This window comes from Arthrobacter sp. NicSoilB11 (genome assembly GCF_019977375.1).
Lineage (GTDB): Bacteria > Actinomycetota > Actinomycetes > Actinomycetales > Micrococcaceae > Arthrobacter.
This window is the reverse complement of sequence record NZ_AP024657.1, coordinates 3148684-3174861: the sequence shown is the minus strand read 5'-3', so window position 1 is coordinate 3174861 and position 26178 is coordinate 3148684. Positions and strand designations below refer to the sequence as shown.

The window sequence follows — 26178 nt, the reverse complement described above, 5'->3', positions numbered from 1 at the left end:
CCCGGCCTAGGATGGGCGCATGGCTGCATCTGGTTCCGTGCGCGACCACAGGATGATCGGCAGGCTCCGGCTGGTGTCGCAGCGCCTCACCGGGGACGGTGCCGCCTCAGTACCGGAACTGGTCCGGTGGATGACCGCCATGCAGGCGCAGGACCTGCCGGCGGCGCTGTGGGCAGTGGGGGTCCGGGTACCCGGTGCGGGGATCGCCGACGTCCGCACTGCCATCGATTCCGGGAGTGTGGTCCGGTCGTGGCCCATGCGTGGAACGCTGCACCTGGTTGCCCCCGAGGACCTGCGCTGGATGCTGGACCTCACCGCCGAGCGGCTTACCCGGAGCATTGCGGCCAGGCACCGGCAGCTGGAGATTGCCTGGGCTGATGTTGAGAAGGCGCGCGACCTGGCGCTGGACCGCATCTTGGCCGATGGTCCCGTCAGCCGTTCCGGGCTGTTCAAGGTTTTCGACGCCGGCGGCCAGCCAACGCAGGGCCAGCGCGGCATCCATCTCCTGGGTACGCTGTGCCGGCACGGCTGGCTGGTTCCGGGGCCGCTTTCGGGTAACCAGCAGCTGATCGCGGCTTTCGACGAGTGGATTCCGGCGTCACGCCTTCCCGGGCGCGAGGAGGCCATCGGTGAGTTCATGGTTCGGTACTTCCGGAGCCATGGCCCGGCCACCGTGCGCGACTTTGCCTGGTGGACCCAGCTGCCGCTGACCGAGGTGCGCGCCGCGTTCCAGCACGTGCAGGGCCAACTGGTGGAGCTGGACATCGATGGCACCAGCTACTGGCTCTCACCGGAGGTGGCGTCCCTCCTGGATTCCGGTGTTCCCGGTGGCCGCTCCCTTCACCTGCTGCCCGGGTTCGATGAGTTCGTCCTCGGCTACACGGACCGGACTCCCGTCCTGGCGCCGGAGCATTCGGACCTGATAGTTCCCGGCGGCAACGGAGTCTTCAAGAAGACGGTGGTTGCGGCGGGGAAGGTGGTGGGCACCTGGGCGCTCCAGGGCACGGGCAGCAGTGCCGCCGTCGTGCCCGAACTCTTCGACGAGACCCGGCAGCTGGGGCCGGCAGCCCAGGCAGCCCTCACCAGGGCCGCCCGGCGGTATCTAACGTTCCTTGCCACGTGAGCGGTGCTGCCCCGCATAACCGGTGCTGGGCAGCAACGGTATTGCGGGCAAGGGCCGCTCAGGCTACCGACAATCCACATGGCGGTGGGGGCGGCTGTCACCATGCCTGCACGCCAGCGACGCTTGAACGATGAAAGCCGAGACAGTACGTGCCCTGGTTCACGATCGCTGGCCTGAAGGAGCCGTTGCCTCCACCGCACAGCTGGCCGCTGCCGGGCTGGATGACCGGGTGGTGACAGCAGCAGTGAAGAGCGGTGCCCTGCTCCGCGTGCGGCGGGGAGCATATGTCCTTGCCGCACACTGGAACACCATAAAACCGTGGGACCGGGACCAGCTCCGAATCATGGCGCACTTTGAGTCGACCTCGGGACGGGCCCGGTACAGCCATGCGAGCGCGGCACGGCTGCACGGCTGCCATGTGTGGAACGCCGGATCCCGCTCACAGAAGAAGAACTGGCTTCATTGTGGACGCCCGACGGACGCGAAATCCTGGCCATTTCCATCGAAAGGACCGTGCTGGACTGCGCCCGGACCCTGCCCCTCGACAAGGCTGCCGTCATCGGCGACCACGCCCTCCGCAAGGGCGCATCATTGGCCACCATGCGGCGGCTGCTGGAGAAAAGCCATGTCACGCGCGGGGGCAGGCGCGCTTCGGACCTGCTGCAGGTTCTGGATGCGAGATCGGAATCGGCCGGGGAGACCAGGACCAGGCTGCTGCTCTGCTCGTTCGGTCTGGCCACATTCAAGCCACAGGTGGAGATCACGACGACTGCGGGCCTCTTCCGGGCAGACTTCGCCGATGCTGAAACCCGGGTGATCGTCGAATTTGACGGCGCCGTCAAATACACGGACCACAAACCGACGCAGGAGGTGCTGCTCGCGGAGCGTTGGCGGGAAAATGCGCTTGTGGAGGCCGGGTGGCGGGTCTTCAGGCTGCACTGGAATCACTTGGACCGGCCTTGGGAGCTCCGTGCCCGACTGGCGGCGTTCCTCGGACAGCCCGGAACACCAAAGCGGCCCCTGCCCGCAGGAACGGCGCTGGGGAGCACCGTCCGTGTGGGCAGGGGCCGCTCGTGGGCAGCTGTACGCCTTTACAGGTTGCCGGTGGCGATGTTGAGCATGCGGCGCAGCGGCTCGGCAGCGCCCCAGAGGAGCTGGTCGCCCACGGTGAAGGCGCTGATGTACTGCGGGCCCATCTCCATCTTGCGGATGCGGCCCACCGGGATGTCCAGGGTGCCGGAGGCGGCCACGGGGGTCAGCTCCGCCATGGAGGCTTCCTTGGTGTTCGGAATGACCTTGGCCCACTGGTTGTCCTCGTCCAGGAGCTTTTCGATTTCGGCGACGGACAGGTCCTCGCGGAGCTTGAGCGTCAGGGCCTGGGAGTGCGACCGCATCGCGCCGATGCGGACGCAAAGGCCGTCCATGATCACGCGGTTTTCCTCCGAGGTGCCCAGGATCTTGTTGGTCTCCACCCCGGCCTTCCACTCTTCCTTGGACTGCCCGTTGCCCAGGTCGGCGTCGATCCAGGGGATCAGGGAGCCGGCCAGGGGGACGCCGAACTGGGTGGCGTCGATGTCCGTGCGCTGGTGGGCCAGGACCTTGCGGTCAATGTCCAGGATGGCCGACGCCGGGTCGTCCAGTTCCGTGCTGACCTCGGCGTTGAGCGTGCCGAACTGGCTGAGCAGCTCACGCATGTGCCGGGCACCGCCGCCGGACGCCGCCTGGTAGGTCATGGAGGTGCCCCACTCCACCAGGCCGTTCTTGAACAGGCCGCCGAGGCCCATCAGCATGCAGGAAACGGTGCAGTTGCCGCCGATGAAGTCCTTGGTGCCGTTGACCAGGCCCTTGTCGATGACGTCGCGGTTGATGGGGTCCAGCACGATGATCGAATCGTCATTCATGCGCAGGGTGGAAGCGGCGTCAATCCAGAGGCCGTCCCAGCCGCGGCTGCGCAGTTCGCCGTGGACCTGCTTGGTGTAGTCGCCGCCCTGTGCGGTAACGATAATCGGCAGCTTGGCCAGGGCGTCGACGTCGAACGCGTCCTCGAGCTTGCCGGCGCCTTCAGCGAAGGAAGGCGCGGCACCTCCCGCGTTGGAGGTGGAGAAGAACACCGGGTTGATGTTGGCGAAGTCGCCCTCGTCCTGCATGCGCTGCATCAGGACGGAACCGACCATGCCGCGCCATCCGACCAGGCCGACGGAAGGGGTAGCTGCTGTAGTCATTGGTCCAGTTTAGACTTCGGAACCGGCAGGTCGCAGTCGGTTACGTCACGCCGCCGGCAGCCCGGAAAGGTACGACGGCGGCCTGCGTGAGGGGCCCGTTGTCCCGGCAACGCCTTGCGGGTCATTTGCTGACGTGTCCTGCTCCAGGTTCGGGTGCCTGCCGCTCCTTGCGCAGCTCGTTGGCCTGGTCCCGGCAAGCGGCCGGGAAAGTTCGGTGTATCAAGGAACTGCCAGCTCCTAGAATCAGTGGGTGAACCTTTCGCATCTCGGCGCGCCGATCGGGCCGATGATTCGCGTCCACGGCGGGTTCGCCAACCGGGTGTACCGACTCGACACTGACCAGGGGTCGTTCGCGGTGAAGGAGTTGAACCTCGTCGACCGCCGCTGGACCTATCGCGTCGAGGATGTGTTCAGGTTTGAGCGGGCTGCGTTCGCTGCCGGCATTCCGATGCCAGAGCCGATCTCGGCCAGCCACCATACACTCGTTCACCGATGGGTCGAAGGCGAGAAGCTGCCCGAAGCGCCGGTGTCGGCGGAGTTCGCGTTTGAGATCGGTGAGATCCTCGCGCGCATCCATGCACTCGACATCCCATGGACGCAGGTGCCGGTCGAGGACCCGGTGCCACGGGACTGGCCCGAACTCGCAGCGCGGGCGGCCGCGACCGGACAACCGTGGGCCGACGAGCTCGCTTCTCACGTCGAGACGTTCCTCGAGATTGCCCGCTTCGTCGACACCTGCGAACGGCCAGGCCCCGTCGTACTGACCCACGGGGACATCCAACCATGGAACCTGCTCACTAGAGAGCGTCGGCCGGTGGTGCTCGACTGGGAGCTCTCCGGCATGCTCGACCTGTCCGGTGAGCTCGGCTCGACCGCGCTGAGCATCGCGAAGGGGTGTGGTTTCGACCACATCAAGCCCAGCATTTTCCGCTCGGTTCTCGACGGCTATGTCGCGGGGGACGGAACCCTGCCGCCTTCAGGTCCAAGCTGGTTTGTATTCATGATCGGCGGCTGGCTGGGGCACACAAGGTGGAACATCCTCCGGTGCCTCGCCGGCGTCGAGGCGGGCACCGGCCCTGACCTCGCGCTGTCGCACGAGGCTGTGCGCAACGGGGTGCGCGGCCTCCCCGACCTGTTCGCCCGACTTCCGGAGCTCGAGGCGCTGCTCCTGTGACAGCGACCTGCGTCGGTCCATGGTACGCGGCGTAAGGCGCGCTCCGGATTCCGCTCGGTGCCACCGGCCCCTTGCGGGCGGCACAAAGTCAATGATGTGAGCGGTGCCGACGCCACTTCTTTTTTCGCGGATGAAGGTCTTCACGGCAGACAACCAGAGGCATCGCCTACTCGCCGCTGTGCCGGGACCGCTTTCAGGGCTCCCGCTGCAACTCACAACCCTGGCATAACCGAGCTTGTGGAGCGCATCGCGATTCCTCGCCACACCTAAATTACTTCCTCGCCGCCCCAGCGTGCCAGCGCGACGATCGCCTCGCGCAAGGCGAGCCCCCGGTCGGTCAGCGCATAGGCCCGGGTGTTGTGCCGGAGGGGCAGACGGGACAGTACGCGGGCGGCCTCAAGCTCGCGCAGGCGGGTCGCGAGAATGTTGGTCGGCACTCCGAGGTCGCGCTGCAGATCGCCGTAGCGCTGTGGCCCGTCGAGCAGCCGCTCTACGATGAGCAGGGCCCACCGTGCTCCGACGACGTCGAGGGCCGCGGCGAGGTCGCTCACTCGGTCGGGTCGGTGTCCGGCTTCATCCAAAACGGCGAGTAGTGGTAGCCGTCGGGGTCGTCGAACTGGCGCTGGTACATGAAGGGGTAGTCGTCGGTGTCACCGATCCGCCCGCCGGCTGCGCCGGCGCGTTCGGTGAGCTCGTCGACCGCCTCGCGGCTGCCGAGGTCGAATGAGACCGTGATCTTCGAAGGAGTGTCGGGTCCGCCGACCAGCTCCTCGGCGCCGCCGACGCTTGCGTACATCTCGCGGCTTCCGAGCATGACGTACTGCTCGGGCGCAATCTGGAAACATGACACGTTGTGATCGGACATCTCGGCGTTAAGGGTCCAGCCCAAGGCGGTGTAGAAGGCGGTTGCGCGCTCGACGCTCTCAACCGGGCAGGTGATGAAAAGGCTCATGCGGCTCATACTTGCAAAATGCAAGTACATCGTCAAGCCTCTATGTGTGGAGATAGTGGTCCATGATCCGTCGCCGCCATTCTTCACGTAAAGGGTCTGTACGGTGGGATCCTCGCGGCGGGCGAAGAGTGACGCCGCCCTCTGGGTTGCTGCCAAGGTGCTGCTTGATAACCATGAGGTTGGCTTCGGGATCAGTGAGCCAGTCCGCGCCTTTCCAGGCCGGATTGTTGTTGATCTGGCTGCCCAGCTGTGTCGATTGCTGCTGCAGCAGGTCCGCGGTTTTGCTGAAGAGCTGCGCGAGGGTGCGCAGTGGATCGACGTCGGCACCCCACAAAGTCCCTGCCACCAGGATTCCCCCAATTTTCATCCCGCAGCAGTTCAGCGCGCTGCAGGCCCCAGCCTAAGGCAGGATCACTACGGCCGCGTTGGGTTGTCCTGCCCTTGCACGGCGGTATGCACTAACCCCGGTCCGACTCCTCCAGTACGGCAGCCTTCCGGGCCCGCAGCGCGAAGAACGCGCCGAAGGCGAAGGCTTGGGTGACGACAACCAGCACGATTGCACCGGCGATCTTGTTGCCGCCCAGGATCATGGTCAGGCCGACGATCGCGGACAGGAGCGCCAGCAGGGGCAGCAGCATGTAGCCCAGGACGAACAGGGTTTCGGGTTTCTTCAGCATGTTCCTAGCCCTCGGTCCGTGACCATTTGGTGAATCGGTAGCGCGTGCCGTTGGCGGCTGTCAGCCAGCCGTCCGGCGGGACGGAGGCGGACGCCACCCAACTGGGACCAAGCTCGGGAGCGAACGTGTCGCCGTCGGCCTTCATGTCGATGGTGGTGACCACGGCAACGTTGGCGAGGTCCGTGGACTGGCGGAAAACATCGCCGCCGCCCAGGATCCAGACCGTTTCGCCGCCGTCGACAAACTGCGACTCAAGGAGCGCGTCATCCAGCGAGGGAACCACGACGGCGCCCTCCGCCTCAGGCGTACTGGCCCAGCTTTTCTGCCGGGTGATGACGATGTTCGTGCGGCCGGGCAGGGGGCGGTACTTGTCCGGGAAGGACAGCCAGGTCTTGCGGCCCATGATGACCGGGTGCCCGGTGGTGAGGCGGGTGAAGTGCTTCAGGTCCTCGGGCAGGTGCCAGGGCATGTCCCCGTCCTTGCCGATGACGCCGTCGGACGTCTGCGCCCAGACCAGGCCGACGCCGGTGATGGAGGCGGCGAGCTCCTCCGTGAAGGACTGGGGATCGGTGAAGTTTTCGGTGCTCATACGGCGATCGGTGCCTTGATCGTGGGGTGGTGCTTGTAGCCCACCACCTCGAAGTCCTCCAGCGTGTAGTCGAAGATCGATGCCGGCTTGCGGGTGATCTTCAACTGCGGGTATTCGTACGGCTCGCGTTCCAGCTGCTTGAGGACCTGGTCCATGTGGTTCTCGTAGATGTGCACGTCGCCGCCGGTCCAGATGAATTCGCCGGGCTCAAGCCCCACCTGCTGGGCCACCATGCAGGTGAGCAGTGCATAGGAGGCGATGTTGAACGGGACGCCCAGGAACATGTCCGCCGACCGCTGGTAGAGCTGGCAGGAGAGCTTGCCGTTGGCCACGTAGAACTGGAAGAACGCGTGGCAGGGCGGCAGCGCCATGTCGTTGAGTTCGGAGACATTCCAGGCGGACACGAGGTGCCGCCGGGAGTCCGGGTTGGACTTGAGGTTCTCGATCAGTTCGGCGATCTGGTCGATGTGCCCGCCGTCCGGTGTGGGCCAGCTGCGCCACTGCACACCATAGACCGGGCCCAGGTCGCCGTCCTGGTCCGCCCATTCGTTCCAGATGGTGACGCCCTGGTCCTGCATCCACTTGATGTTGGTTTCACCGCGCAGGAACCACAGGAGTTCAACGGCAACGGACTTGAAGTGGACCCGCTTGGTGGTGATCAGCGGGAAGCTCTTGGCCAGGTCAAAGCGCATCTGGCGGCCGAAAACGCTGGTGGTTCCGGTTCCCGTGCGGTCCGACTTATGGGTGCCGGAGGCCAGGACATCGCGCAGGAGGTCTTCATAGGGAGTAGGGATGCTCACGCCCCAAGTCTACTGGCTGCCTAGTCGTCGAAGGGCTTGAACTGCTCCACCGCCACGACCCGTTTCTTTCCGCCGTTGGCCACGTGGCACACCACCACCTCGCCGGGGGACAGGTAGGGCTCGCGGCCGGGCAGGAGCTTCGCCAAGGGTGCCGGCGTATGGGTGGCCACCTGCTTGAGGACGGTGGGCAGTGCCGGCCGGTGCGTGCAGACAACCACGGGCCGCTGCTTGTCGAAAAGGGATTCGATGACGGCCGCGGTCTTCTTGGGACTGCGCTGGTGCTTGTGTTCGGTCAGGCCTTCCGCCAGCTTCACTTTGGCCCCCGCCGCCCGCGCGTAGGGGGCCACGGTTGCCACGCAGCGCAGCCATGGGCTGGTGACCACCCGCATGGGCTTCCACACATCCAGGAGCCGGCCGACGGCCTGTGCCTGGCGGTTGCCTGTGGCCGCAAGCGGACGCTCGCCCTCTGCCTTGCTCCAGGATGAGCGCGGCTTGGCTTTGGCGTGCCGGAGCACCAGCAGGGGCCACGTGTCCAGGGTGCCCGCTTCGTGCGCGTCCCGCAGGTGTTCAAGAGGCGCGACGTCGGAAGGGTTGGACAGCAGGCCGGCCGCCTTTTCTGGGGCGCACCACATGACGCTGTCCACCTCCTTGCCGTCCGGAACCAGGGTGTTGCCGTTGACTTTGACCGCCCAGTAGTAGACCTTCTTGAGGCCCGACGCCACGTGGTAGTGGATAGGCGGCAGCGGTATGCCCAGGGGCGCGCGGAGGCCGATCTCCTCCCACACCTCACGGACGGCGCATTCGGGAATGGTCTCGCCGTTGTCGATCTTTCCCTTGGGCCAGGACCAGTCGTCATAGCGCGGGCGGTGGATCAGCGCGACTTCCAGGAGGTCCTTGTTGACCCGCCACGGGATGGCGCCCGCAGCGGTTACGGCTACGGGTTCCCCCGGGTGGTCAGTCTGGTCGGCTACGAGTGCATCGCTTGACAACGCGGCTGCCTATCGCCGGCTCAGGCTGCGTTGACGCGGCCGGGACGCCAACAACCAGGACTGGACATCCTCAAGCGGCTTCCCGTCCTCGGACAGGTGGTGCCGGTTCCAGCGGCCCTCGTTGTCCAGGTGCCAGCTGGATGTTTCCGGCGCCATGTAGCGCTTCATGAGGTCCAGGACATAGGCGATGTCGTCCGCGCTGGCCAGCTGGACCAGCGCCTCCACCCTGCGGTCCAGGTTGCGGTGCATCATGTCGGCCGAACCGATGTACACCACGGGATCCCCGCCGTTGGCGAAAGCGAACACCCGCGAGTGCTCCAGGAACCGGCCCAGGATGGACCGGACAGTGATGTTGTCGCTCAGCCCGGGAACGCCGGGGCGCAGCGAGCAGATGCCGCGGACCACCACATCCACCTTGACCCCCGCCTGGGAGGCGCGGTAAAGGGAATCGATGATGGCCTCATCGACCATGGAGTTCACCTTGATCTGCACATGTCCCGGCACGCCGGCCCTGGCGTTGCGGATCTCGGTCTCGATCCGGTCGATAAGTCCCGACCGGACGGAACGGGGTGCCACCAGGAGCCGTTTGAAGGTCGATTTCGGTGCGTAGCCGGAAAGCTGGTTGAACAGCTTGGACAGGTCCTCGCCCACCTGTTCGTTCGCCGTCAGCAGGCCCAGGTCCTCGTAGTAGCGGGCGGTCCGCGGGTGGTAGTTGCCGGTGCCGATGTGGCAGTAGCGGCGGAGCCCGTCCACTTCCTGGCGGACCACCAGCGACAGCTTGCAGTGCGTCTTCAGGCCCACGATCCCGTACACCACATGCACGCCGGCCTGCTCCAGTTTGCGGGCCCAGGAGATGTTGGCCTGCTCATCGAAGCGCGCCTTGATCTCCACCAAAGCCAGGACCTGCTTGCCGGCCTCGGCGGCATCAATCAGCGCGTCAACGATGGGGGAGTCGCCGGAGGTGCGGTACAGGGTCTGCTTGATGGCCTGCACCTTGGGATCCGCCGCGGCCTGTTCCAGGAACGCCTGCACCGAAGTTGAGAACGAATCATACGGGTGGTGCAGCAGGATGTCGCGGCGGCGCATGGCGGCAAAGACGTTCGCCGCCTTGGAGGTCTCGGACTCATTCAGGTACCGGGACGTGTGCGGCACGTGCTTGGGGTAATGCAGGTCCGCGCGGTCGATTCCGGCGATGACGGACAGGCCGCGAAGGTCCAGTGGAGCCGGCACCGAGTAGACCTCGGATTCCTCCACGCCCAGCTCGCGGATCAGCAGGGCCCTGATGTTGGGGTTGATGTCGTTGGCCACCTCCAGCCGGACGGGCGGGCCGAAGCGGCGGCGCAGGAGTTCCTTCTCCAGGGCCTGCAGGAGGTTTTCGGCGTCGTCCTCCTCCACCTCCAGGTCCTCGTTGCGGGTGACCCGGAAGGTGTGGTGTTCCAGCACCTCCATGCCCGGGAACAACTTGTCCAGGTGGACGGCGATGACTTCCTCCAGCGCAATGAACCGGGCCACCCGCCCGGGCACCGCGCCGGCGCGGGGGCCGTCGATGGAGATCAGGCGGGGCAACTGGTCCGGCACCTTCAGACGGGCGAAGAGCTCCTTGTCGCTGACGGGGTTCCGGACCACCACCGCCAGGTTCAGTGACAGGCCCGAAATGTAAGGGAAGGGGTGGGCAGGGTCAACGGCCAGCGGGGTGAGGATGGGGAAGACTTTTTCCGCAAACATCACGCTCAGCTGCTGCTTGGCGGCGTCGTCCAGTTCGTCCCAGTGCATGAGGTGGATGTGCTCGTAGGCCAGGGCCGGGCGGATCTGGTCAGCGAACACCTGGGCGTGCCGTGCCTGGAGCCGGTGGGCTTCCTCGCTGATCCGCTCCAGCACCTCGACGGGGCTCAGGCCGGCGGGGGAGGGGACGGCGAGTCCCGTGGCGATACGGCGCTTGAGGCCGGCCACGCGGACCATGAAGAACTCGTCCAGGTTCGACGCGAAAATGGAGAGGAAGCTGACGCGTTCCAGCAGGTGCAGGGTGGGGTCCTCGGCCAGTTCCAGGACCCGCGAATTGAAGGCGAGCCAGCTCAGCTCGCGGTCCAGGAACCGGTCAGGCCGGATGTCTCCTTCCGGCTGCAGGTTCGGCGCGAATTCAGGGATGTCAATGCGGTCCTGGGTGGCCCTTGAGGCCGGTACCTCGGAGGAGCCGAAGCGTGCCCGTACAGGCGCCGCAACATCCTGGGACGTAGCTGTTCCGGAGGGTTCCGGGTTCATGGCTTCTCCTTTAGCTGGCGCGTTGGTGCCGGCGCTTCCGCCCCGCGCGGTTCCCTTTCAACCTTACAAGCATTCACCCACGCCACGGCCCCTGTTCCTCCCGGGCGGGGGATTCTTCCGGCTGTCCTGCCTACCCCGCCGCCGGGCCATACATGACGTCCATGTCCCAGCGCGTAAAGCCGAGCCGCCGGTAGAGGGCGACGGCCGCGGCATTGTCGGCGTCCACATAGAGCATGACCCCGTTCAGCCCGGAGTCGCGAAGGTGCCTGATACCGGAGATGGTCAATGCCTTGCCCAGGCCCATGCCCTGGGCTTCGGGTGTCACGCCCACCACATACACCTCGCCGATCGCAGGGTGCGAGCCGTGCCGGGGGTGGACTTTGGTCCAGTGGTAGCCCAGCAGGCGGCCGGCCCGGTCCTCCGCCAGGAAGAACCCGGCCGGATCGAACCAGTCCTCCGCCATGCGCGCCTCGAGGTCCGCCCGGGTGAGGTTTCCCTGTTCCGGATGGTGGGCGAAGGCAGCCCTGTTGGCGGCCAGCCAGGCGTCCTCATCCTTGCCCGGCACGAAGGTGCGGATGGCCACCCCGTCCGGGAGGCCTGCGTCGGGAAGCTCCGCGCCCGCCGTCGTCATCCGCATCTTCCACAACTCACGCACCGGCGCGTAGCCGTACCGCGCAGCAAGGTCGGCAGCTGCCTCGTGGTTGCCGTGGGACCAGGCGTTCAGCCCGCCAAAGCCCCGGACCTCCTTGAGGGCCCCCACCAGGCGGTCCGCCACGCCCTGGTTCCGGTAGGAGGGGTGGACGGCGATCTCCAGGATGCCGTGGCCGTCCGGCTCCTCAACCACGACGGCGAAGCCCGCCAGGTCCTGTCCGGTCGCCGGATCGGAGTCCTCGTCGGGTGCATACAGGGCCAGCGTCAGCAGGGTGTGCTCCGCGGAGTCCCCGGCGCGCATGGTCACCAGGGTCTGCTCGGAGATGGAAGGGTTTCCATCCGATTCCTCAGCCGCGGCCAGGAGGTCGCGGCAGTCCTTCAGGAGTTGCTGGTCAACTCCGCCCCGGACGACATGGACGGGCCACTTCTGCGGATGCGCTGGAGTCATGAGCCAAGGCTATACGTCAATGGCGCGCCGGGGCTCAGGCCTCGGTGAGTTCGTCTTCCTGCTGCCGGACGAGGGTGAGGCGGTAGCCGACGTTCCTGACCGTGCTGATCAGGTTCTCGTGGTCCGCGCCGAGCTTTGCCCGGAGGCGCCGGACGTGGACGTCCACGGTGCGGGTGCCGCCGTAGTAGTCGTAGCCCCAGACTTCGGTGAGGAGCTGCTGCCGGGTGAACACGCGGCCTGGATGCTGGGCCAGGTATTTCAGGAGCTCGAACTCCTTGAACGTCAGGTTCAGCGGGGCGCCGTTGACGCGTGCCGTGTAGCTTGCCTCGTCGATGATGACGCCGGCGGCGCGGATCTCACTCGGAGCGTCTTCCTGCTCGGGGACTGCCCGGGCAACGGACAGCCGGATACGCGCCTCCACTTCGGCGGGTCCGGCGGAATCGAGGACGATGTCGTCAACGGCCCACGCGGAGGAAACGGCGGCCATGCCGCCTTCTGTGAGGATCAGGACCAGGGGAGCGCTCAGCCCGGTGGCTTTCAGGAGCTGCGTGAGTGAACGGGCGCCCACCAGGTCCTTGCGGGCATCCAGCAGGACGATGTCGCAGGGGTCTGTCTCAAGGAGGGCCGTGGGCTCGGCCGGGAGGATGTGGACCCTGTGGTTCAGCAATTCGAGGGCAGGCAGGATGTCCACCGAAGAACCGGTGCTGTTGGTCAGTAACAGGATGTGCGACATTGTTCCTCCAAGGGCCGTCCGCGCATCATTGGGCGACTGAACCGGATTCTCACCGGCCGGTACTGGCTTCCTGCACGAGGCTCTGGGCCGTCAGCACGCCGCCGGCCAGCTACCTCAGCAGGGAGCGTAGCTGAACCTTGAGTATACCCGGCGGCCTCCTCCAGGCCACAGATCCAGGCCGCGGACGGGAGCGTTTTGCGACATATGCCCTTCACATAAGGCAGGATTGAAGCAGGGCGGACCAGCCCTGCCATGAGGGGGCGGACCAGCCTTCCGGCCAACGCCAGGATGGGAAAACAGCGCAGTGAGTGCACCGACGAAGCACAGGCCGGGCCCTGCATGACGGCGGACCTGCAGGCACCCGTGCGTTCGCTGGGTTCCTGGACCATCGGCGTTGTCGGCATCGCCGGCCTGGCCGCCATCATCGCCGGGGTCTATGCCTCGCCTGAAGCACTCGTCGCCGTCGGTGTCGCCATCGCCGCCGCAGTGGGGATCGGGTGGCCGCATTTCCTCCGCATCCCCGCCAAGAAGACCCTTGCCGCCGTCATCGCCCTGCCGGGCGCAGGCGCTGCCGTGGCGGCCGGCGTGGCGCCGGCCCCGGGCTACCTGGACTGGACGCCGGCCTTCGTGGCGCTGGGAATGATGGCGGTGTTTGTGGTGCAGTTGGTCCGCGGTACGGGACAGGCCCAGCGGCTGGAGTCCACACTGGGCTGCTGCGCCGGTGTCCTGCTGTCCTGCCTCGGCGCCGGCTGGGTTGCCGGAGCGCGGTTCAACGGCGTCCGCGAAATGCTGCTGGTGGCGGCAATCAGTGCCGCGGTGGCCCTGCTGGCCGGCCTTATCCGCTGGCCGGACAGCATCATTGCTCCGCTGGGCATTGTCCTGGCGGGCCTGGCCGGGCCGCTCGCCGGACTGGTCCTGTCGGACATCGCCGTCCTGCCGGCCGCGGTCTTCGGCGTGGTGGTGGGCGCGGTCCTGGCAAGCTTCCGCAGACTGGCCACGCTCCGCGGCGCCCCGCTGAATTTTGCGGCCGCACTGAGCATGGGCCTGGCCCCCGTCTCAGCGGTGGGATCCCTCGCTTACTTCATAGACAAACTACTCATCTACTAACGGGTTAGGATGGCACCATGTCCGTACTTGCTTTTGAAATCTTCTTCCTTGTCCTGCTCGGCATCGCGAGCCTGTCCATGGCCTGGTTCGCCGGATTCGTGGTCTACCGCCTCTTCAAGGGCCAGAAGTAGCCACCCCTCTTCCGGAGCCGGCCGTATCTCGAGGTAGAACAAATGCCCATTGAGATTCCTACAGATCTGACCCCTGAACTCGTCCCCCTTTCGTGGCTCATTGGCGAGTGGGAGGGCCGCGGCCGGCTGGGCAGCGGCGACGAGGATTCGGAACACTTCCTGCAGCACGTCTCCTTCACCCACAACGGCCTGCCGTACCTGCAGTACCGGGCCGAGAGCTGGTTGACCGACGACGAGGGCACGCGCCTGCGGCCGCTCACCGTTGAGACCGGCTTCTGGGCGCTTGAACGCAAGCAGCTGGATGCCGACGGCGGCCCGGGCCTGGTGCCTGCCGACATCGTCCCGGTGTTGAAGAGTGCCGATGAGGTGGAGGCGCTGCGCAACAAGGACGGCGGCTTCGACATCTCGGTGTCCATCGCCCACCCAGGCGGCATCACCGAGCTGTACTACGGCCAGATCAAGGGCCCGCAGATCCAGTTGACCACCGACATGGTGATGCGTGGCAGCCACTCCAAGGAGTACAGTGCGGCCACCCGGATCTTTGGCCTGGTGGACGGCAACCTCCTGTGGCGGTGGGACGTGGCGACAGGCGGCGAAACCGGCAAGGGCCTTGAAGCCCACGCCTCCGCGTTCCTGCATAGAGTCTCCTGAACAGGAAAGAAACCTCATGGAAGACGGCACGGATCAAGCACGAAAGCCCAGCGGCTACGGCGACCTCAAGGCCGTCTTCTTCAACGGCACCCTGAAGAAGTCGCCGCAGACATCCAACACGGACGGGCTGATTGCCATCAGCCGCCGCATCATGGAAAAGCAGGGTGTCAGCACCAGGGTGATCCGTACCGTGGACCACGACATCGCCAGCGGTGTCTACCCGGACATGACCCAGTACGGGTGGGCCACGGACGAGTGGCCGGATCTCTATCCCGCTGTCCAGGAAGCTGACATCGTGGTGGTGGCGGGCCCCATCTGGCTCGGTGACAACTCGTCGCAGACCAAGAAACTTATCGAGCGCCTCTACGCCCACTCCGGCCAGCTCAATGACAGGGGCCAGTGGGCCTTCTATCCAAAGGTGGGCGGCTGCCTGATCACCGGCAACGAGGACGGCATCAAGCACTGTTCCATGAACATCCTCTACAGTCTTCAGCACATCGGCTTCAGCATCCCGCCGCAGGCCGACGCGGGTTGGATCGGGCCGGTTGGTCCGGGCCCAAGCTACCTGGATGAAGGCTCCGGCGGCCCGGAGAGCGACTTCACCAACCGCAACACCACCTTCATGACCTGGAACCTCCTGCACCTGGCAAGGATGCTGAAGGATGCGGGCGGCTACCCGGCCTACGGCAACCTGCCCAACGAATGGAACGCCGGTACCCATTTCGATTTCGAAAATCCGGAATACCGTTAGCCTCCAAGGACTTCTACTTCATATGACTACGCCCAGCCCCTTGTTGTCGCGCCCCGGCGCCGTCGAGGCCGGCGTCCCTGACGCCGGAGTCGCCGCCCACTACGGCGAGCCGCTGCGCGAGCAGCGCGCGCTCGCTGCCGGAACCGCCGTCGTCGACCTTTCCCACCGCGGCGTGGTCACCGTCACCGGCCCGGACCGGCTGAGCTGGCTTAATACCCTGTCCTCCCAGCAGGTGGCCGCGCTGAAGCCGGGGGAGTCCAGCGAGCTGCTGCTCCTCAGCGTCCAGGGCCGCATCGACTTTGACGCCCGGGTTGTCGACGACGGCGGGACCACGTGGCTGATCGTTGAGGCCGCCGAGGCAGCGCCGCTGGCGGAGTACCTCAACCGGATGAAGTTCATGCTGCGGGTGGAAATCGCCGACGTCTCGTCCGACTGGGCAGTCGTGGGCAGCACCCGGGCCGTCCCGGAGTGGTCCGGCCGCCTCGCCTGGCAGGACCCGTGGCCGCACGTATCCGCCGGCGGATACTCCTATGCCACCGTGTCGGAGGAGAACCATCCGGGGCTGGAGCGCCCCTGGTTCGAGTACCTCATCCCGGCCGCCGAACTGGAAGAGGCCGTCGCGGGGCGGTCTCTGGCCGGTGTCCTCGCCGCGGAAGCCCTGCGGGTCGCCGCCTGGCGCCCCCGGATCGGTGCCGAGACGGATGACAAGACCATCCCGCACGAGCTTGACCTGCTGCGCACCGCGGTGCACCTGGCCAAGGGCTGCTACAAAGGCCAGGAGACCATCGCCCGAGTCCACAACCTGGGCCACCCGCCCCGCCGGCTGGTCTTCCTGCAGCTGGACGGCTCGCAGCACACCCTCCCCGCCGCCGGCAGCCCGGTCATGGCAGGGGACCGGAAAGTCGGGACCGTCACCTCCGTGGCGCAGCACTACGAGATGGGTCCTGTGGCCCTGGCAGTCATAAAACGTTCCGTGGCCGCGGATGAGATACTGACCGTCCTGGACGGCGATGAGCCGTATGCCGCCGTCCAGGAAATCATTGTTGCCCCCGATGCCGGCCAGGTGGTGGGGCGCCAGACCGGATTCCTGAGGGGGCCACGCTGATGACCGAGCACACCGGGACCACGCCTGCCGGCGTTGGGACGACGGCAGCGGAAGGGCACGACGACGTCGCGCTGGCTTTGGCGCAGGCGCTCTTCGAGGCTGCGCGTGAGGGGAGCGACGCCCTGCTGGGTGCCTACCTGGACGCCGGGGTTCCCGCCACCATGACCAACTCCGCCGGTGACTCCCTGCTCATGCTGGCCGCCTACCACGGCCACGCCGGCACCGTTGGGCTGCTCCTGCAACACGGCGCCGACGCCAACGCCGCCAACGACCGGGGCCAGACCCCGCTCGCAGGCGCCGTATTCAAGGGCTACACGGACGTGGCCCGGGTCCTGCTTGACGCCGGAGCGGATCCGGACGCCGGTGCGCCCTCGGCACGCGCCGCGGCGCAAATGTTTGCCCGCACGGAGATCCTGGACCTGCTGGGCTAGCTCTGCCCGGGTTCCGCCCGGCACCAACAAAAACTCCTGAAGGATGACCGAGTGGAAAACGTAGCAAAGCCCTGGCCGGCACTGTGGTCCCTGGTGATCGGGTTCTTCATGATCCTGATCGACACCACCATCGTGTCCGTGGCCAACCCCCGCATCATGGAGGGGCTGGACGCCGACATCAACTCGGTCATCTGGGTGACCAGCGCCTACCTGCTGGCCTACGCCGTCCCGCTGCTCATCACCGGCAGGCTGGGCGACAGGTTCGGGCCCAAGAAGCTCTACCTCTCCGGCCTGGTGGTCTTCACCCTCGCCTCGCTGTGGTGCGGCCTCTCAGGCGACGTCCGGATCCTGATCGCCGCCCGTGTCCTCCAGGGCCTTGGCGCCGCGATGATGACGCCCCAGACCATGGCCGTGATCACCCGGATCTTCCCGCCGGACCGCCGCGGCTCAGCCATGGCGGTCTGGGGCGCAACAGCGGGCATGGCGACGCTCGTCGGGCCCATCCTTGGCGGCGTCCTGGTGGACGGCCTGGGCTGGGAGTGGATCTTCTTCATCAACGTGCCCATCGGCGTCGTGGGCTTCATCCTGGCGCTGCGCAACGTCCCGGCCCTGAGCACCCATCCGCACCGCTTCGATATTCCCGGCGTCCTGCTGAGCGCCGTCGGGCTGTTCCTTCTGGTGTTCGGGATCCAGGAGGGCGAAACCTACAACTGGGGCACCATCACCGGGCCCATCAGCGTGTGGGGCCTGATAATCGCCGGCATCGTGGTGCTGGCTGTCTTCGTCCTGTGGCAGCGGTTCAACAAGGGCGAGCCGCTGCTGCCGCTGGCGCTGTTCCGGGACCGCAACTTCTCGCTGGCCAACATCGGGATCACCACCGTCGGCTTCACGGTGACCGCCTTCAGCCTGCCGCTGATCTTCTACTACCAGCTGGTCCGGGGCCTAACCCCCACACAGTCCGCCCTCATGATGGTGCCCATGGCACTGATCTCCGGCGGGCTTGCACCCGTGGTGGGCAAGCTGGTGGACCGCGTGAACCCGAAGTTCATCACGGCCACCGGGCTGGTGCTCATGGCGGTGGCGCTGCTGTGGAACTCGGTCCTGATGCAGCCGGATACGCCCATCCTGATGTTCCTGCTGCCCAGCGCCGTCCTGGGCTTCGCCAACGCCGGCATTTGGGCCCCGCTGAGCACCACTGCCACCAGGAACCTGCCGCCGCGCCAGGCGGGTGCCGGTTCGGGCGTGTACAACACCACCCGCCAGATCGGCGCGGTGTTGGGCAGTGCGGCCATCGCTGTGTTGATCCAGTCGCGGCTGGCCGCCGAGCTTCCCTCGGGAGGGCCGGGCGGGTCCGCCGGGGAAGGACTGGCAATGGGTGGCTCGCTGCCCGGGTTCCTGCACGCCGGATTCTCGACCGCGATGGGCCAGTCCATCCTGCTGCCCGCCGGAGTGATCCTGGTGGGGGCGGCGGTGGCACTGTTCTTCGCCAAGCCGCAGCCGGTCCAGGGCTGGGGGACGCAGGGCCAGGACCAGGCGTCAGCGAAGGTGGACGCTGGTCTGGATTCCGCCGGCTGAGAGGCCAAGCTGCCTGGCCAGTGCCAGGCAGCCGGTGTTGCTGACGTCCGCACGCCACTGCAGCGTCAGCCCGGCGGCGAGGGCCTCGTGCGCCGCGATGGACGCGGCCAGCGAGCCCAGGCCGCGCCGCCGCCATTCCGGGTCCACCAGTACGCCCATGTTGGCCAGCAGGCCCTCCCATTCGCCGTACGCACCGCAGGCCAGGGGCACGCGCCTGCCGTCCTGCTCATGCACGATGGTGTAGCGGTTTTCGAGGTCGGAGAGCCCCACTTCGTTGACGTCGTCCGGCGGGCAGCGGCCCTCCAGTTCAATGGCCTCCGGGTTCCCGTGCGAGACCGTGAGTTCCCCGGAGGGCTGCTGCAGCGGCAGGTCGTCGGCGAAGAACAGGGCGGCAGCGCCGAGCCCATGGCCGCCCCGGTCCCTGGTCAGTTTCAGCAGCGTGACGTGCTGGGCCATCTCCTCGTCCGGAATGTCCGTTGCGGCTTCGATGACGCTCTGCGGGCCCACCAGCGCGGAACTGCCAAACAACCGGACGAACTCGACGGTCCGGGCCGATTCGTCCGCCCGGACGATCCTTGCCCCGGAGACCAGGGCGTCCCCGAACGCGTCGTCGTCAAGGCCCAGCCGGCGTGCCCACGCCAGCTGGATGATGGCCGCTGAGCCGGGATCGAGTGTCATGGTCCCAGCCTAGGGCGGCCCACTGACTTAGCCGAACAGGACCGCGGCTTCGTCGTAGCGGTTTTGCGGGACGGTCTTCAGCTGGCCCAGGGCCTCTTCGAAGGCAACGTGCCGGATGTCGGTGCCCTTGAGCGCCACCATGGTGCCCCAGTAGCCTTCCACCACGGAATCGATGGCAGCCATGCCAAGCCGGGTGGCCAGGACCCGGTCGAAGGCCGACGGGACGCCGCCGCGCTGGATGTGGCCCAGGATGGTGGCGCGGGTTTCAATGCCGGTGCGTGCCTCCAGTTCGGGGGCGAGCTGGTCCGCGATGCCGCCCAGCCGGGGACGGCCGAAGGTGTCCAGGCCGCGCTCGGAGTGCGGGCTTTCCATGTGTTCGGGTACGAAGCCTTCGGCCACCACCACCAGGGGCGCGCGGCCACGATGATGGGCTTCCTTGACCCATTCGGTGATCTGCTCGATGCTGACCTTCTGCTCCGGGATCAGGATGGCGTGCGCGCCTGCGGCCATGCCGGCGTGCAGGGCGATCCAGCCCACGTGCCGGCCCATCACTTCGGCGATCATGCAGCGGTGGTGGGATTCGCCGGTGGTGCGGAGCCGGTCGATGGCTTCGGTGGCGATCTGCACGGCAGTGTCGAACCCGAAGGTGTAGTCGGTGGCGTCAAGGTCGTTGTCAACGGTCTTGGGGACGCCGACGATCTTGAGTCCGGCGTCGGTCAGGCGCTTGGCGGCGGCGAGTGTTCCCTCACCACCGATGGCGATGATGGCGTCGATGCCCAGCCGGTCCATGTGGGCCTTGATGGCCTCGGGGCCGCCGCCGTTTTCGAACGGGTTGGTGCGGGAAGTGCCAAGGATGGTGCCGCCCTGCTTGGCGATGCCGCGGACCATGGTGCGGGGGATGTCGATGATGTCCCCCTCCACCACACCCCGCCATCCATCGCGGAATCCGACGAATTCCTGGCCGTGGACGGCGATGCCCTTAAGCACGGCGCCTCGGATCACGGCGTTCAGTCCGGGGCAGTCGCCACCGCTGGTGAGGATTCCAATTTTCATGTTCGGCTCAAATCCTGGAGAGAAGGTTTACAGGCAGAGCGCCACGCTGAGCTCACCTAGAAGTGTAATGGGGTGTGTGGGGTACGACACAAACCGGTTACATGGGGGTGCCCGGGCCGGGCAGTGCCGGGACAGGAAAGGCCCCTGCTGTCGGGGAGTGTCCGCGAAAGCAGGGGCCGTGGTCGTGGCCGATTTATGGTGCCGGCGCCAGTGTGTCCGGCGCCGGCGACTTGGCTGGTCAGGGCCGGTTGAGCGACCGGCGGTCCAGGAACGTCTGGAGCAGGATCTCGTTGCGCTGGTCCGGGAGGATCACCCAGGCCAGGAGGTAGAAGATCACGGCAGGTCCGGGGAGCAGGCAGAACAGCAGGAATGCGATGCGGACGTAGGCGACGTCGACGTTGAGCTTGGCCGCGATGCCGCCCAGCACTCCGCCGAGCCACCGCTGTGGGCCGCGCTGCAGGCCAAGGCCCCTGACAATGCTGAAGAACTTATCCATGGTTCAAGACTTCCCTGTAGTTGATGCGTTGTCACGTTTGCGGGCTGAGAGCAGGCCGCCGGCCACCAGGGCCACACCTGCGCCGATCATGAGGCCGATCAGGACGTAGGTGCCATTGAGTGTCACGATGCCCAGCTGCGCCACGATGATGAGTGCGGCCAGCGCCAGGACGATCAGTCCCCACACCACCGTCCCCACCCTCGCCGGTGCCGGTCCGGCGGGGTCTTGGCCCGCCGTCGTCGGAATGTTGCTGCTGTCCATGTCAGTTGCCTTCCTGGATTGTGACGTTGCTGAACGTGCCGTCGATCCGCACCACCAGGTGGTTGCCGGGCTTGTCCGCGTTGTAGCTGCTTTCGCGGGTGGTGGTGCCGCCGCGCTGGCCGGTGGCCTCGTTAAGGTTTCCCATGGTCATGTCCGCCTTGATGTCGACGGGCAGGTTCTGCGGGATCACCACGGTCACGTTGCTGGCGGTGATGTCCAGGGGAACCACGACGTCGGACGTCAGGGGGGCGGTGGGTGACAGGCCCGTGAGGTCCACGGTGCCCCGCCCGGCGGTGATGTCGATGCCGCCGCGTGCCTCCTCAATGCTTGCCGGGTTCCAGTCCACCTGCTGGAAACGCATCCGGCCGTCGTCCAGCGTGTTGTAGATGCCGCCGGTAACCAGGGCGATTACGGCAAAGAGGCTCAGGACGCCGGAGGTGCGGCCGCGGAAACCCGCCACCAGGATGCCCAGGCCTAGCACTGCTGCCGCGCTGGCCCACACGATGGCGTTGGCGGAGCCGCCCAGGTCGATGATGTTTGCGGCATCCAGCGCCTTGAGGCCACCGCCCACCACCAGGGCCGAGCCCGTGGCGATGGCGACGGCGGGAGCGCCGGGGCCGGACGGCCGGGGCTTTGGCGGTTGCGGGGGCACCCACGGTGCGGGGTAGCTGCTTCCACCGGGAACGCCGCTGCCCGGCCCGCCTGTGCCCGGCCCGCCGCTGCCCGGCCCGCCTGTGCCCGGCCCGCCTGGGCCTGTGCTGCCTGAACCGGAGCCGTTTGGGCCGGCGGAGGTGCCTCCGACGGGAACACCGGTTCCGATAGGAGTGCCGTGTCCGCCCGGGCCATAGATACCGGTGGACGCTGAGCTGGTGGGGCCGCCGCTGTACCGGGGCGCCGCCGGGAAGCCGGGCGCCGGCCCGGAGGGCGTGCCTGCGGAGAACGACGAGGTGTAGTCCGCGCCCGGGCGTCCGGCCGGGTGGCCCGCGCCGGGGGCTGCCGGCGTGTGGCCGGCCATGGTGGGGTGGGACTTGTTGCGCTGGGAAAGGTAGTAGACCAAATAGATTGCGCCGGCCACCCAGAAGACGGTCCAGAGCAGTCCGCTGAGGCCGTTATGGCTCCAGCCCCAGAAGCCTCCGCCCAGGCCGGTGAGACCCAGGACCGTGGCAATCAGGGAGCCCGTCATGCCACTGGACCAGCGTCCGGCGCCGGCTTCCTGGACGTGGATCCGGCCGTCCGGTTCCGGCAGGAACGCCCATGCCAAGCCATAGAAGAACACGCCAATGCCGGCCAGGAGAGTGAGGACAATGAAGGCGCCGCGGATGATGATCGGGTCCACGTTCAGCCGGTGGGCGATTCCGCTGCAGACGCCGCCGACCCAACGGTCGTTGCCCCGGTAAATGCCGTTGCTGCGGATCCAGCCGAAGAAGTCGGTGGAAGGAGTTGGGGCGGTGGGGCTGCTGCGGTAGGCATAGCCCTGGGTGTTATCAGCGGGATCAGGGCCCGGTCCGGCACCCGGATCAGCTGAGGGACCGGCGCCAAGACCACCTGACGGGCCGGCCGCGGGACCGGCACCCGGGCCAACCTCAGGCTCCGGAGGCGTTGCAGGGGAGGACGGCAGCGGCTCCGTGGGCCGCTCGCTGTCGGATCCGGGGATGGCCCCGGCAGGGTGTTCGTCGTCAGGGGAGGGGGTCTGCGAGTTCATACCTCGATCCTCCCGTCCGGGCCCGTCGCCGCTCTACTGGGGGATACCCTGAACGGCCCCTGAGCTGTCCCCGGTAAGCGGCCGGATACGGTCCGGGCAACCCTGATCCGTGTTTGGATTGATCCATGACAACCCTCCCGGTGCGCCCGCCCCTGGCACGGAGCAGCGACCGTGTCATCGCCGGCGTCTGCTCCGGCCTCGCCGCGCACCTGGGCTGGCCGGTCAAGAATGTCCGGCTGGGCATGGTCCTCGCCTCCTTCGCAGGCGGGGCCGGCCTGGTCTTCTACGCATGGCTCTGGATCATGGTGCCCACCGCGGACGAGGCCGCGCGCCGCAACGCCCGCCGGCCGGCGTCGCCCATTGCTCCCGCCGTCAGCCAGCTGGGACCGGGCCAGCCGCAGCAGGCCCAGCCGGCGCAGGAGACGGCGTCCGACGGCGGAGCACCAGCAGGTGCCGATGGGCCCGTTCCGGCCGGAGCGGGAGCCTCCGGAGAGCCCCCTTGGTTCCGGGCGCGCGGGATGCGGTACGGCAAGGAAATCCTGCTGGGCTGCGGGCTCCTGCTGGTGGCCGGCATCATGATTGCCCAGATGCTGGGCGTGGACGTGTCCCTGGGGACGCTGATCCCGGCTGCAGCTGTGCTGGGCGGCGCGTCGATCGCCTGGATGCAGCTGGATGAGACGCGCCGCGCAGGGCTGGTGGACAAGACCAAAGCGGACCAGGCCGGCGGGTGGGGCAGGCTCGCTGCAGGACTGGCGCTGGTGGTGGCAGGGGTCCTGGTGATGGTGTCCGGCTCGGGCTCCTGGGAACAGACCTGGCTGGCGTTGTTGGCGTCCGTGGCCGTCCTGGGCGGCGTGGTGCTGGTCCTGTTGCCGTGGGCGCTGAAGTTCTGGCGGGACCTGGAATCGGAACGAGCCGGCCGGATCCGGGAGACGGAACGGGCGGAGATCGCTGCCCACCTCCACGATTCCGTGCTGCAGACACTGGCCCTGATCCAGCGGCGCGCCGGCAACGAGCATGACGTGGTCCGCCTGGCCCGTGCCCAGGAACGCGAGCTGCGCGGCTGGCTGTTCCAGGACCCCGGCCGTGAAAGCGGACAGCTTTCAGACCGGATCAAGGCTGTTGCGGCGGAGGTGGAGGACCTGCTTGGCAACGCCGTGGAGGTGGTCACCGTGGGTGACGCCGCCATGACCGAGGCGCACGAAGCCCTGGTCCAGGCAAGCCGGGAGGCCATGCTCAACGCCTCGCGGCACGGCGGCGGAACCGTCTCGGTCTACCTTGAGGCATCGGACGGGCAGGCTGAGATCTTCATCAAGGACAGGGGACCCGGTTTCCAGCTGGGGGACGTCCCGGCGGACCGCCTCGGTATCAGGGAATCGATCATCGGCAGGATGAAACGGCATGGCGGCTCGGCGGCCATCCTCAGCACGGGGGACGGTACGGAGGTCCGCCTGAGGCTGCCGGCTGCAGCAGAACACGCGGAAGGAAAATCATGAACACGACCCAGGGGACAAGTACCGGAAGCGCCCGGCCGGCAAACTCCGTGAGGGTGGTCATCGTGGACGATCACGCCATCTTCCGGTCCGGGCTGAAAGCTGACCTCGACGCCGGCATCCAGGTGGTGGGGGAGGCCGCCACCGTTGAACAGGCCATTGCCGTGATCGCCCAGCAGCGGCCCGACGTCGTTCTTCTCGATGTCCACCTGCCCGGAGGACTGGGCGGCGGCGGCCGGGAAGTCATCGCCGGCTCCGCCGCGCTCCTGTCCACCACCCGTTTCCTGGCATTGAGCGTCTCCGACGCTGCGGAGGACGTGGTGGCCGTCATCCGCGCTGGTGCCCGCGGATACGTCACCAAGACCATCTCCGGTGCCGAGATCACCGACGCCGTGTTCCGGGTGGCCGGCGGCGACGCGGTCTTCTCCCCACGCCTTGCCGGGTTCGTCCTGGACGCCTTTGGCACCGCTCCTGCGGATATTGCCGATGACGAGCTGGACAAGCTCTCCGCCCGGGAACTTGAGGTCATGCGCCTCATCGCCCGCGGCTACAGCTACAAGGAGGTGGCCAAGGAGCTCTTCATCAGCATCAAGACGGTGGAGACCCACGTGTCAGCCGTGCTGCGCAAGCTCCAGCTCTCAAGCCGCCACGAACTGACCAAATGGGCAGCCGAGCGCCGCCTCCTGTAGACGCCCCATCAGATCCTGCGCCTTTAAACCAAACGCCCCATCATCTTTCGGCCTTTAAACCCAAACGCCCCATCAGATCCTGCGCCTTAAACCCAAACGCCCCATCACCAGGTGATGGGGCGTTTGGGTTGTTCCTGCGGAAGGTGATGGAGCGACTACTGGGCCTTGCCCAGGAAGTCCTGCAGGCGCTGGACGCCCGTGGCGAGGTCGTCGTCGCCCAGGGCGTAGGACAGGCGCAGGTAGCCCGAGGGGCCGAAGGCTTCGCCGGGAACCACTGCCACTTCAACCTCGTCAAGGATGAGCGAGGCCAGTTCCGCGGAGGTCTGCGGCGTGGCCGTACCGGACGCGGTCGGGAATTCCTTGCCCAGCAGGGCACGGACGTCCGCGTACACGTAGAAGGCGCCCTTCGGCGTCGGGCATTCCACTCCGTCGATCGCGTTCAGTCCTGCCACGATCGCCTTGCGCCGGCGGTCGAACGCAACCTTCATTTCGTCCACGGCGGTCAGCGGACCGGACACGGCGGCGAGGGCGGCGATCTGCATGATGTTGGACACGTTGGAGGTGGCGTGCGACTGCAGGTTGGTGGCAGCCTTGATGACGTCGGCCGGGCCGATCATCCAGCCCACGCGCCACCCGGTCATGGCGTACGTCTTGGCAACGCCGTTGAGGATGACCACCTTGTCGCCCAGTTCGGGGGCCGCGGTGGCGATCGACGTGAACGGCACGCCGTCGTAGGTCAGGTGCTCATAGATTTCGTCTGTGACCACCCACAGGCCCTTGGCGGCGGCCCACTTGCCGATTTCCGCCACCTGCTCAGGGGAGTAGACGGCGCCGGTGGGGTTCGACGGCGAGACGAACAGCAGGATCTTGGTGCGGTCCGTCACGGCTGCTTCGAGCTGTTCGACGGTCACCAGGTAGTCCTGTTCGGGGCCGGCGAAAACCTCCACGGGGACGCCGCCGGCGAGCCGGATGGCCTCCGGGTACGTGGTCCAGAACGGGGTGGGAACGATGACTTCGTCGCCCGGATCCACCAGGGTGGCGAAGGTGTTGTAGACGGCCTGCTTGCCGCCGTTGGTGACCAGGACCTGGGAGGGGTCCACCTGGTAGCCGGAATCGCGGAGGGTCTTCTCGGCGATGGCCTTCTTCAGCTCGGGCAGGCCGCCGGCGGGGGAGTAGCGGTGGAACTTGGGCTGCCCTGCAGCCTCGATGGCCGCCTGCACGATGTAGTCCGGGGTGGGGAAGTCGGGTTCACCCGCGCCGAAGCCAATAACGGGCCGGCCAGCTGCCTTCAGCGCCTTGGCCTTGGCATCGACGGCCAGGGTTGCGGATTCGGCAATTGCGGAAATGCGTTGGGAAACGCGGGCGGCAGACATGGCAGGTCCGTTCTTCGCTTGCAGCCGGGTGGCTGGAATGTGGGATTCGACGAGTTCTACTCTATGCT

The 26178-nt window shown here is 67.0% G+C and carries 27 protein-coding genes; 10 read left to right on the top strand and 17 right to left on the bottom strand.

Going from position 1 to position 26178, the window contains the following annotated elements:
* Nucleotides 1-19: 19 nt before the first annotated feature.
* On the top strand, nucleotides 20-1123 hold the full coding sequence (locus tag LDO14_RS14745) for a winged helix DNA-binding domain-containing protein (RefSeq protein WP_018769089.1): 1104 nt from the start codon (nucleotides 20-22) through the stop codon (nucleotides 1121-1123).
* Nucleotides 1124-2214: 1091 nt separating this feature from the next.
* Here the strand turns inward: LDO14_RS14745 and asd are convergent.
* Entirely contained in the window at nucleotides 2215-3345 is a 1131-nt protein-coding gene (gene asd, locus LDO14_RS14735) for an aspartate-semialdehyde dehydrogenase (RefSeq protein WP_223992308.1), read from the bottom strand.
* 250 nt (nucleotides 3346-3595) lie between these two features.
* Between asd and LDO14_RS14730 the strand changes: the two genes are divergently transcribed.
* A complete protein-coding gene (locus LDO14_RS14730; protein WP_223992305.1) occupies nucleotides 3596-4519 on the top strand; it encodes a phosphotransferase in 924 nt (307 codons plus the stop codon).
* A gap of 266 nt (nucleotides 4520-4785) precedes the next feature.
* Here LDO14_RS14730 and LDO14_RS14725 read toward each other — a convergent pair whose 3' ends face one another.
* The 10 genes from LDO14_RS14725 to LDO14_RS14680 form a co-directional block, all read right to left on the bottom strand.
* Nucleotides 4786-5070, bottom strand: a complete 285-nt coding sequence (locus LDO14_RS14725) for a helix-turn-helix domain-containing protein (protein ID WP_056388893.1) — start codon at nucleotides 5068-5070, stop codon at nucleotides 4786-4788.
* Nucleotides 5067-5471, bottom strand: coding sequence for a VOC family protein (locus LDO14_RS14720; protein ID WP_056388894.1), 405 nt, complete (start codon nucleotides 5469-5471; stop codon nucleotides 5067-5069). The genes LDO14_RS14725 and LDO14_RS14720 overlap by 4 nt, the downstream gene beginning before the upstream one ends.
* A 40-nt stretch (nucleotides 5472-5511) precedes the next feature.
* Complete coding sequence (locus tag LDO14_RS14715) at nucleotides 5512-5838, bottom strand: hypothetical protein (RefSeq protein WP_134163690.1); 327 nt, start codon at nucleotides 5836-5838, stop codon at nucleotides 5512-5514.
* Nucleotides 5839-5929: 91 nt separating this feature from the next.
* Nucleotides 5930-6148, bottom strand: a complete 219-nt coding sequence (locus LDO14_RS14710; RefSeq protein WP_018769096.1) for an NF038396 family protein — start codon at nucleotides 6146-6148, stop codon at nucleotides 5930-5932.
* 4 nt (nucleotides 6149-6152) lie between these two features.
* Nucleotides 6153-6737 (bottom strand): dihydrofolate reductase, encoded by a 585-nt coding sequence (locus LDO14_RS14705; protein WP_018769097.1) that lies wholly within the window; start codon nucleotides 6735-6737, stop codon nucleotides 6153-6155.
* On the bottom strand, nucleotides 6734-7537 hold the full coding sequence (locus tag LDO14_RS14700; protein ID WP_018769098.1) for a thymidylate synthase: 804 nt from the start codon (nucleotides 7535-7537) through the stop codon (nucleotides 6734-6736). Before LDO14_RS14700 ends, LDO14_RS14705 begins: the two co-directional genes overlap by 4 nt.
* Before the next feature lie 20 nt (nucleotides 7538-7557).
* Complete coding sequence (locus LDO14_RS14695) at nucleotides 7558-8526, bottom strand: NUDIX hydrolase (protein ID WP_134163692.1); 969 nt, start codon at nucleotides 8524-8526, stop codon at nucleotides 7558-7560.
* A gap of 9 nt (nucleotides 8527-8535) precedes the next feature.
* Nucleotides 8536-10785 carry an RNA degradosome polyphosphate kinase gene (locus tag LDO14_RS14690; RefSeq protein WP_018769100.1) on the bottom strand — a complete coding sequence of 750 codons (2250 nt, stop codon included), beginning with the start codon at nucleotides 10783-10785 and terminating at the stop codon, nucleotides 8536-8538.
* Nucleotides 10786-10915: 130 nt separating this feature from the next.
* Nucleotides 10916-11884: a mycothiol synthase gene (gene mshD, locus LDO14_RS14685; RefSeq protein ID WP_134163693.1), complete on the bottom strand. Its 969-nt coding sequence runs from the start codon at nucleotides 11882-11884 to the stop codon at nucleotides 10916-10918.
* 34 nt (nucleotides 11885-11918) lie between these two features.
* Nucleotides 11919-12617, bottom strand: a complete 699-nt coding sequence (locus tag LDO14_RS14680; RefSeq protein ID WP_018769102.1) for a response regulator transcription factor — start codon at nucleotides 12615-12617, stop codon at nucleotides 11919-11921.
* A 339-nt stretch (nucleotides 12618-12956) separates the two neighbouring features.
* On the opposite strand from LDO14_RS14680, the gene LDO14_RS14675 reads away from it, so the two are divergent.
* From LDO14_RS14675 to LDO14_RS14650, 6 genes are all read left to right on the top strand, one after another.
* A complete protein-coding gene (locus tag LDO14_RS14675) occupies nucleotides 12957-13724 on the top strand; it encodes a hypothetical protein (protein WP_043424912.1) in 768 nt (255 codons plus the stop codon).
* Between the two features lie 173 nt (nucleotides 13725-13897).
* A complete protein-coding gene (locus LDO14_RS14670; RefSeq protein ID WP_018769104.1) occupies nucleotides 13898-14506 on the top strand; it encodes an FABP family protein in 609 nt (202 codons plus the stop codon).
* A 16-nt stretch (nucleotides 14507-14522) separates the two neighbouring features.
* Nucleotides 14523-15257, top strand: coding sequence for a flavodoxin family protein (locus LDO14_RS14665; protein WP_018769105.1), 735 nt, complete (start codon nucleotides 14523-14525; stop codon nucleotides 15255-15257).
* Nucleotides 15258-15279: 22 nt separating this feature from the next.
* A complete protein-coding gene (locus LDO14_RS14660) occupies nucleotides 15280-16362 on the top strand; it encodes a glycine cleavage T C-terminal barrel domain-containing protein (RefSeq protein WP_166673021.1) in 1083 nt (360 codons plus the stop codon).
* Entirely contained in the window at nucleotides 16362-16793 is a 432-nt protein-coding gene (locus LDO14_RS14655; protein ID WP_134163694.1) for an ankyrin repeat domain-containing protein, read from the top strand. Before LDO14_RS14660 ends, LDO14_RS14655 begins: the two co-directional genes overlap by 1 nt.
* Before the next feature lie 51 nt (nucleotides 16794-16844).
* A complete protein-coding gene (locus LDO14_RS14650; RefSeq protein ID WP_018769108.1) occupies nucleotides 16845-18368 on the top strand; it encodes a DHA2 family efflux MFS transporter permease subunit in 1524 nt (507 codons plus the stop codon).
* Here the strand turns inward: LDO14_RS14650 and LDO14_RS14645 are convergent.
* From LDO14_RS14645 to LDO14_RS14625, 5 genes are all read right to left on the bottom strand, one after another.
* A complete protein-coding gene (locus tag LDO14_RS14645) occupies nucleotides 18330-19046 on the bottom strand; it encodes a GNAT family N-acetyltransferase (protein WP_134163695.1) in 717 nt (238 codons plus the stop codon). The genes LDO14_RS14650 and LDO14_RS14645 overlap by 39 nt on opposite strands.
* Before the next feature lie 27 nt (nucleotides 19047-19073).
* Nucleotides 19074-20099, bottom strand: a complete 1026-nt coding sequence (locus LDO14_RS14640; protein WP_018769110.1) for an ATP-dependent 6-phosphofructokinase — start codon at nucleotides 20097-20099, stop codon at nucleotides 19074-19076.
* A 238-nt stretch (nucleotides 20100-20337) separates the two neighbouring features.
* Nucleotides 20338-20595, bottom strand: a complete 258-nt coding sequence (locus LDO14_RS14635; protein WP_018769111.1) for a PspC domain-containing protein — start codon at nucleotides 20593-20595, stop codon at nucleotides 20338-20340.
* A gap of 3 nt (nucleotides 20596-20598) precedes the next feature.
* On the bottom strand, nucleotides 20599-20856 hold the full coding sequence (locus tag LDO14_RS14630; protein ID WP_018769112.1) for a hypothetical protein: 258 nt from the start codon (nucleotides 20854-20856) through the stop codon (nucleotides 20599-20601).
* Between the two features lies 1 nt (nucleotide 20857).
* Nucleotides 20858-22558 (bottom strand): PspC domain-containing protein, encoded by a 1701-nt coding sequence (locus LDO14_RS14625; RefSeq protein WP_056388910.1) that lies wholly within the window; start codon nucleotides 22556-22558, stop codon nucleotides 20858-20860.
* Between the two features lie 125 nt (nucleotides 22559-22683).
* Here LDO14_RS14625 and LDO14_RS14620 point away from each other — a divergent pair, with 125 nt between their 5' ends.
* Both LDO14_RS14620 and LDO14_RS14615 read left to right on the top strand, forming a co-directional pair.
* The gene (locus LDO14_RS14620; RefSeq protein ID WP_056388911.1) at nucleotides 22684-24051 is read left to right on the top strand and encodes an ATP-binding protein; all 1368 of its coding nucleotides are present in this window, start codon (nucleotides 22684-22686) and stop codon (nucleotides 24049-24051) included.
* Nucleotides 24048-24737 carry a response regulator transcription factor gene (locus tag LDO14_RS14615; RefSeq protein ID WP_018769115.1) on the top strand — a complete coding sequence of 230 codons (690 nt, stop codon included), beginning with the start codon at nucleotides 24048-24050 and terminating at the stop codon, nucleotides 24735-24737. Before LDO14_RS14620 ends, LDO14_RS14615 begins: the two co-directional genes overlap by 4 nt.
* Nucleotides 24738-24892: 155 nt before the next feature.
* Here the strand turns inward: LDO14_RS14615 and LDO14_RS14610 are convergent, their stop codons facing one another.
* Nucleotides 24893-26110, bottom strand: coding sequence for a pyridoxal phosphate-dependent aminotransferase (locus tag LDO14_RS14610; protein ID WP_018769116.1), 1218 nt, complete (start codon nucleotides 26108-26110; stop codon nucleotides 24893-24895).
* Nucleotides 26111-26178 lie beyond the last annotated feature (68 nt).

Coding starts and splice junctions, on each gene's coding strand:
- LDO14_RS14720 (WP_056388894.1), bottom strand. CDS start 5,471: ATGAGCCTTTTCATCACCTGCCCGGTTGAGAGCGTCGAGCGCGCAACC.
- LDO14_RS14610 (WP_018769116.1), bottom strand. CDS start 26,110: ATGTCTGCCGCCCGCGTTTCCCAACGCATTTCCGCAATTGCCGAATCC.
- LDO14_RS14625 (WP_056388910.1), bottom strand. CDS start 22,558: ATGAACTCGCAGACCCCCTCCCCTGACGACGAACACCCTGCCGGGGCC.
- mshD (WP_134163693.1), bottom strand. CDS start 11,884: ATGACTCCAGCGCATCCGCAGAAGTGGCCCGTCCATGTCGTCCGGGGC.
- LDO14_RS14620 (WP_056388911.1), top strand. CDS start 22,684: ATGACAACCCTCCCGGTGCGCCCGCCCCTGGCACGGAGCAGCGACCGT.
- LDO14_RS14680 (WP_018769102.1), bottom strand. CDS start 12,617: ATGTCGCACATCCTGTTACTGACCAACAGCACCGGTTCTTCGGTGGAC.
- LDO14_RS14640 (WP_018769110.1), bottom strand. CDS start 20,099: ATGAAAATTGGAATCCTCACCAGCGGTGGCGACTGCCCCGGACTGAAC.
- LDO14_RS14660 (WP_166673021.1), top strand. CDS start 15,280: ATGACTACGCCCAGCCCCTTGTTGTCGCGCCCCGGCGCCGTCGAGGCC.
- LDO14_RS14690 (WP_018769100.1), bottom strand. CDS start 10,785: ATGAACCCGGAACCCTCCGGAACAGCTACGTCCCAGGATGTTGCGGCG.
- LDO14_RS14745 (WP_018769089.1), top strand. CDS start 20: ATGGCTGCATCTGGTTCCGTGCGCGACCACAGGATGATCGGCAGGCTC.
- LDO14_RS14665 (WP_018769105.1), top strand. CDS start 14,523: ATGGAAGACGGCACGGATCAAGCACGAAAGCCCAGCGGCTACGGCGAC.
- LDO14_RS14655 (WP_134163694.1), top strand. CDS start 16,362: ATGACCGAGCACACCGGGACCACGCCTGCCGGCGTTGGGACGACGGCA.
- LDO14_RS14635 (WP_018769111.1), bottom strand. CDS start 20,595: ATGGATAAGTTCTTCAGCATTGTCAGGGGCCTTGGCCTGCAGCGCGGC.
- LDO14_RS14715 (WP_134163690.1), bottom strand. CDS start 5,838: ATGAAAATTGGGGGAATCCTGGTGGCAGGGACTTTGTGGGGTGCCGAC.
- LDO14_RS14710 (WP_018769096.1), bottom strand. CDS start 6,148: ATGCTGAAGAAACCCGAAACCCTGTTCGTCCTGGGCTACATGCTGCTG.
- LDO14_RS14630 (WP_018769112.1), bottom strand. CDS start 20,856: ATGGACAGCAGCAACATTCCGACGACGGCGGGCCAAGACCCCGCCGGA.
- LDO14_RS14615 (WP_018769115.1), top strand. CDS start 24,048: ATGAACACGACCCAGGGGACAAGTACCGGAAGCGCCCGGCCGGCAAAC.
- LDO14_RS14705 (WP_018769097.1), bottom strand. CDS start 6,737: ATGAGCACCGAAAACTTCACCGATCCCCAGTCCTTCACGGAGGAGCTC.
- LDO14_RS14675 (WP_043424912.1), top strand. CDS start 12,957: ATGACGGCGGACCTGCAGGCACCCGTGCGTTCGCTGGGTTCCTGGACC.
- asd (WP_223992308.1), bottom strand. CDS start 3,345: ATGACTACAGCAGCTACCCCTTCCGTCGGCCTGGTCGGATGGCGCGGC.
- LDO14_RS14670 (WP_018769104.1), top strand. CDS start 13,898: ATGCCCATTGAGATTCCTACAGATCTGACCCCTGAACTCGTCCCCCTT.
- LDO14_RS14645 (WP_134163695.1), bottom strand. CDS start 19,046: ATGACACTCGATCCCGGCTCAGCGGCCATCATCCAGCTGGCGTGGGCA.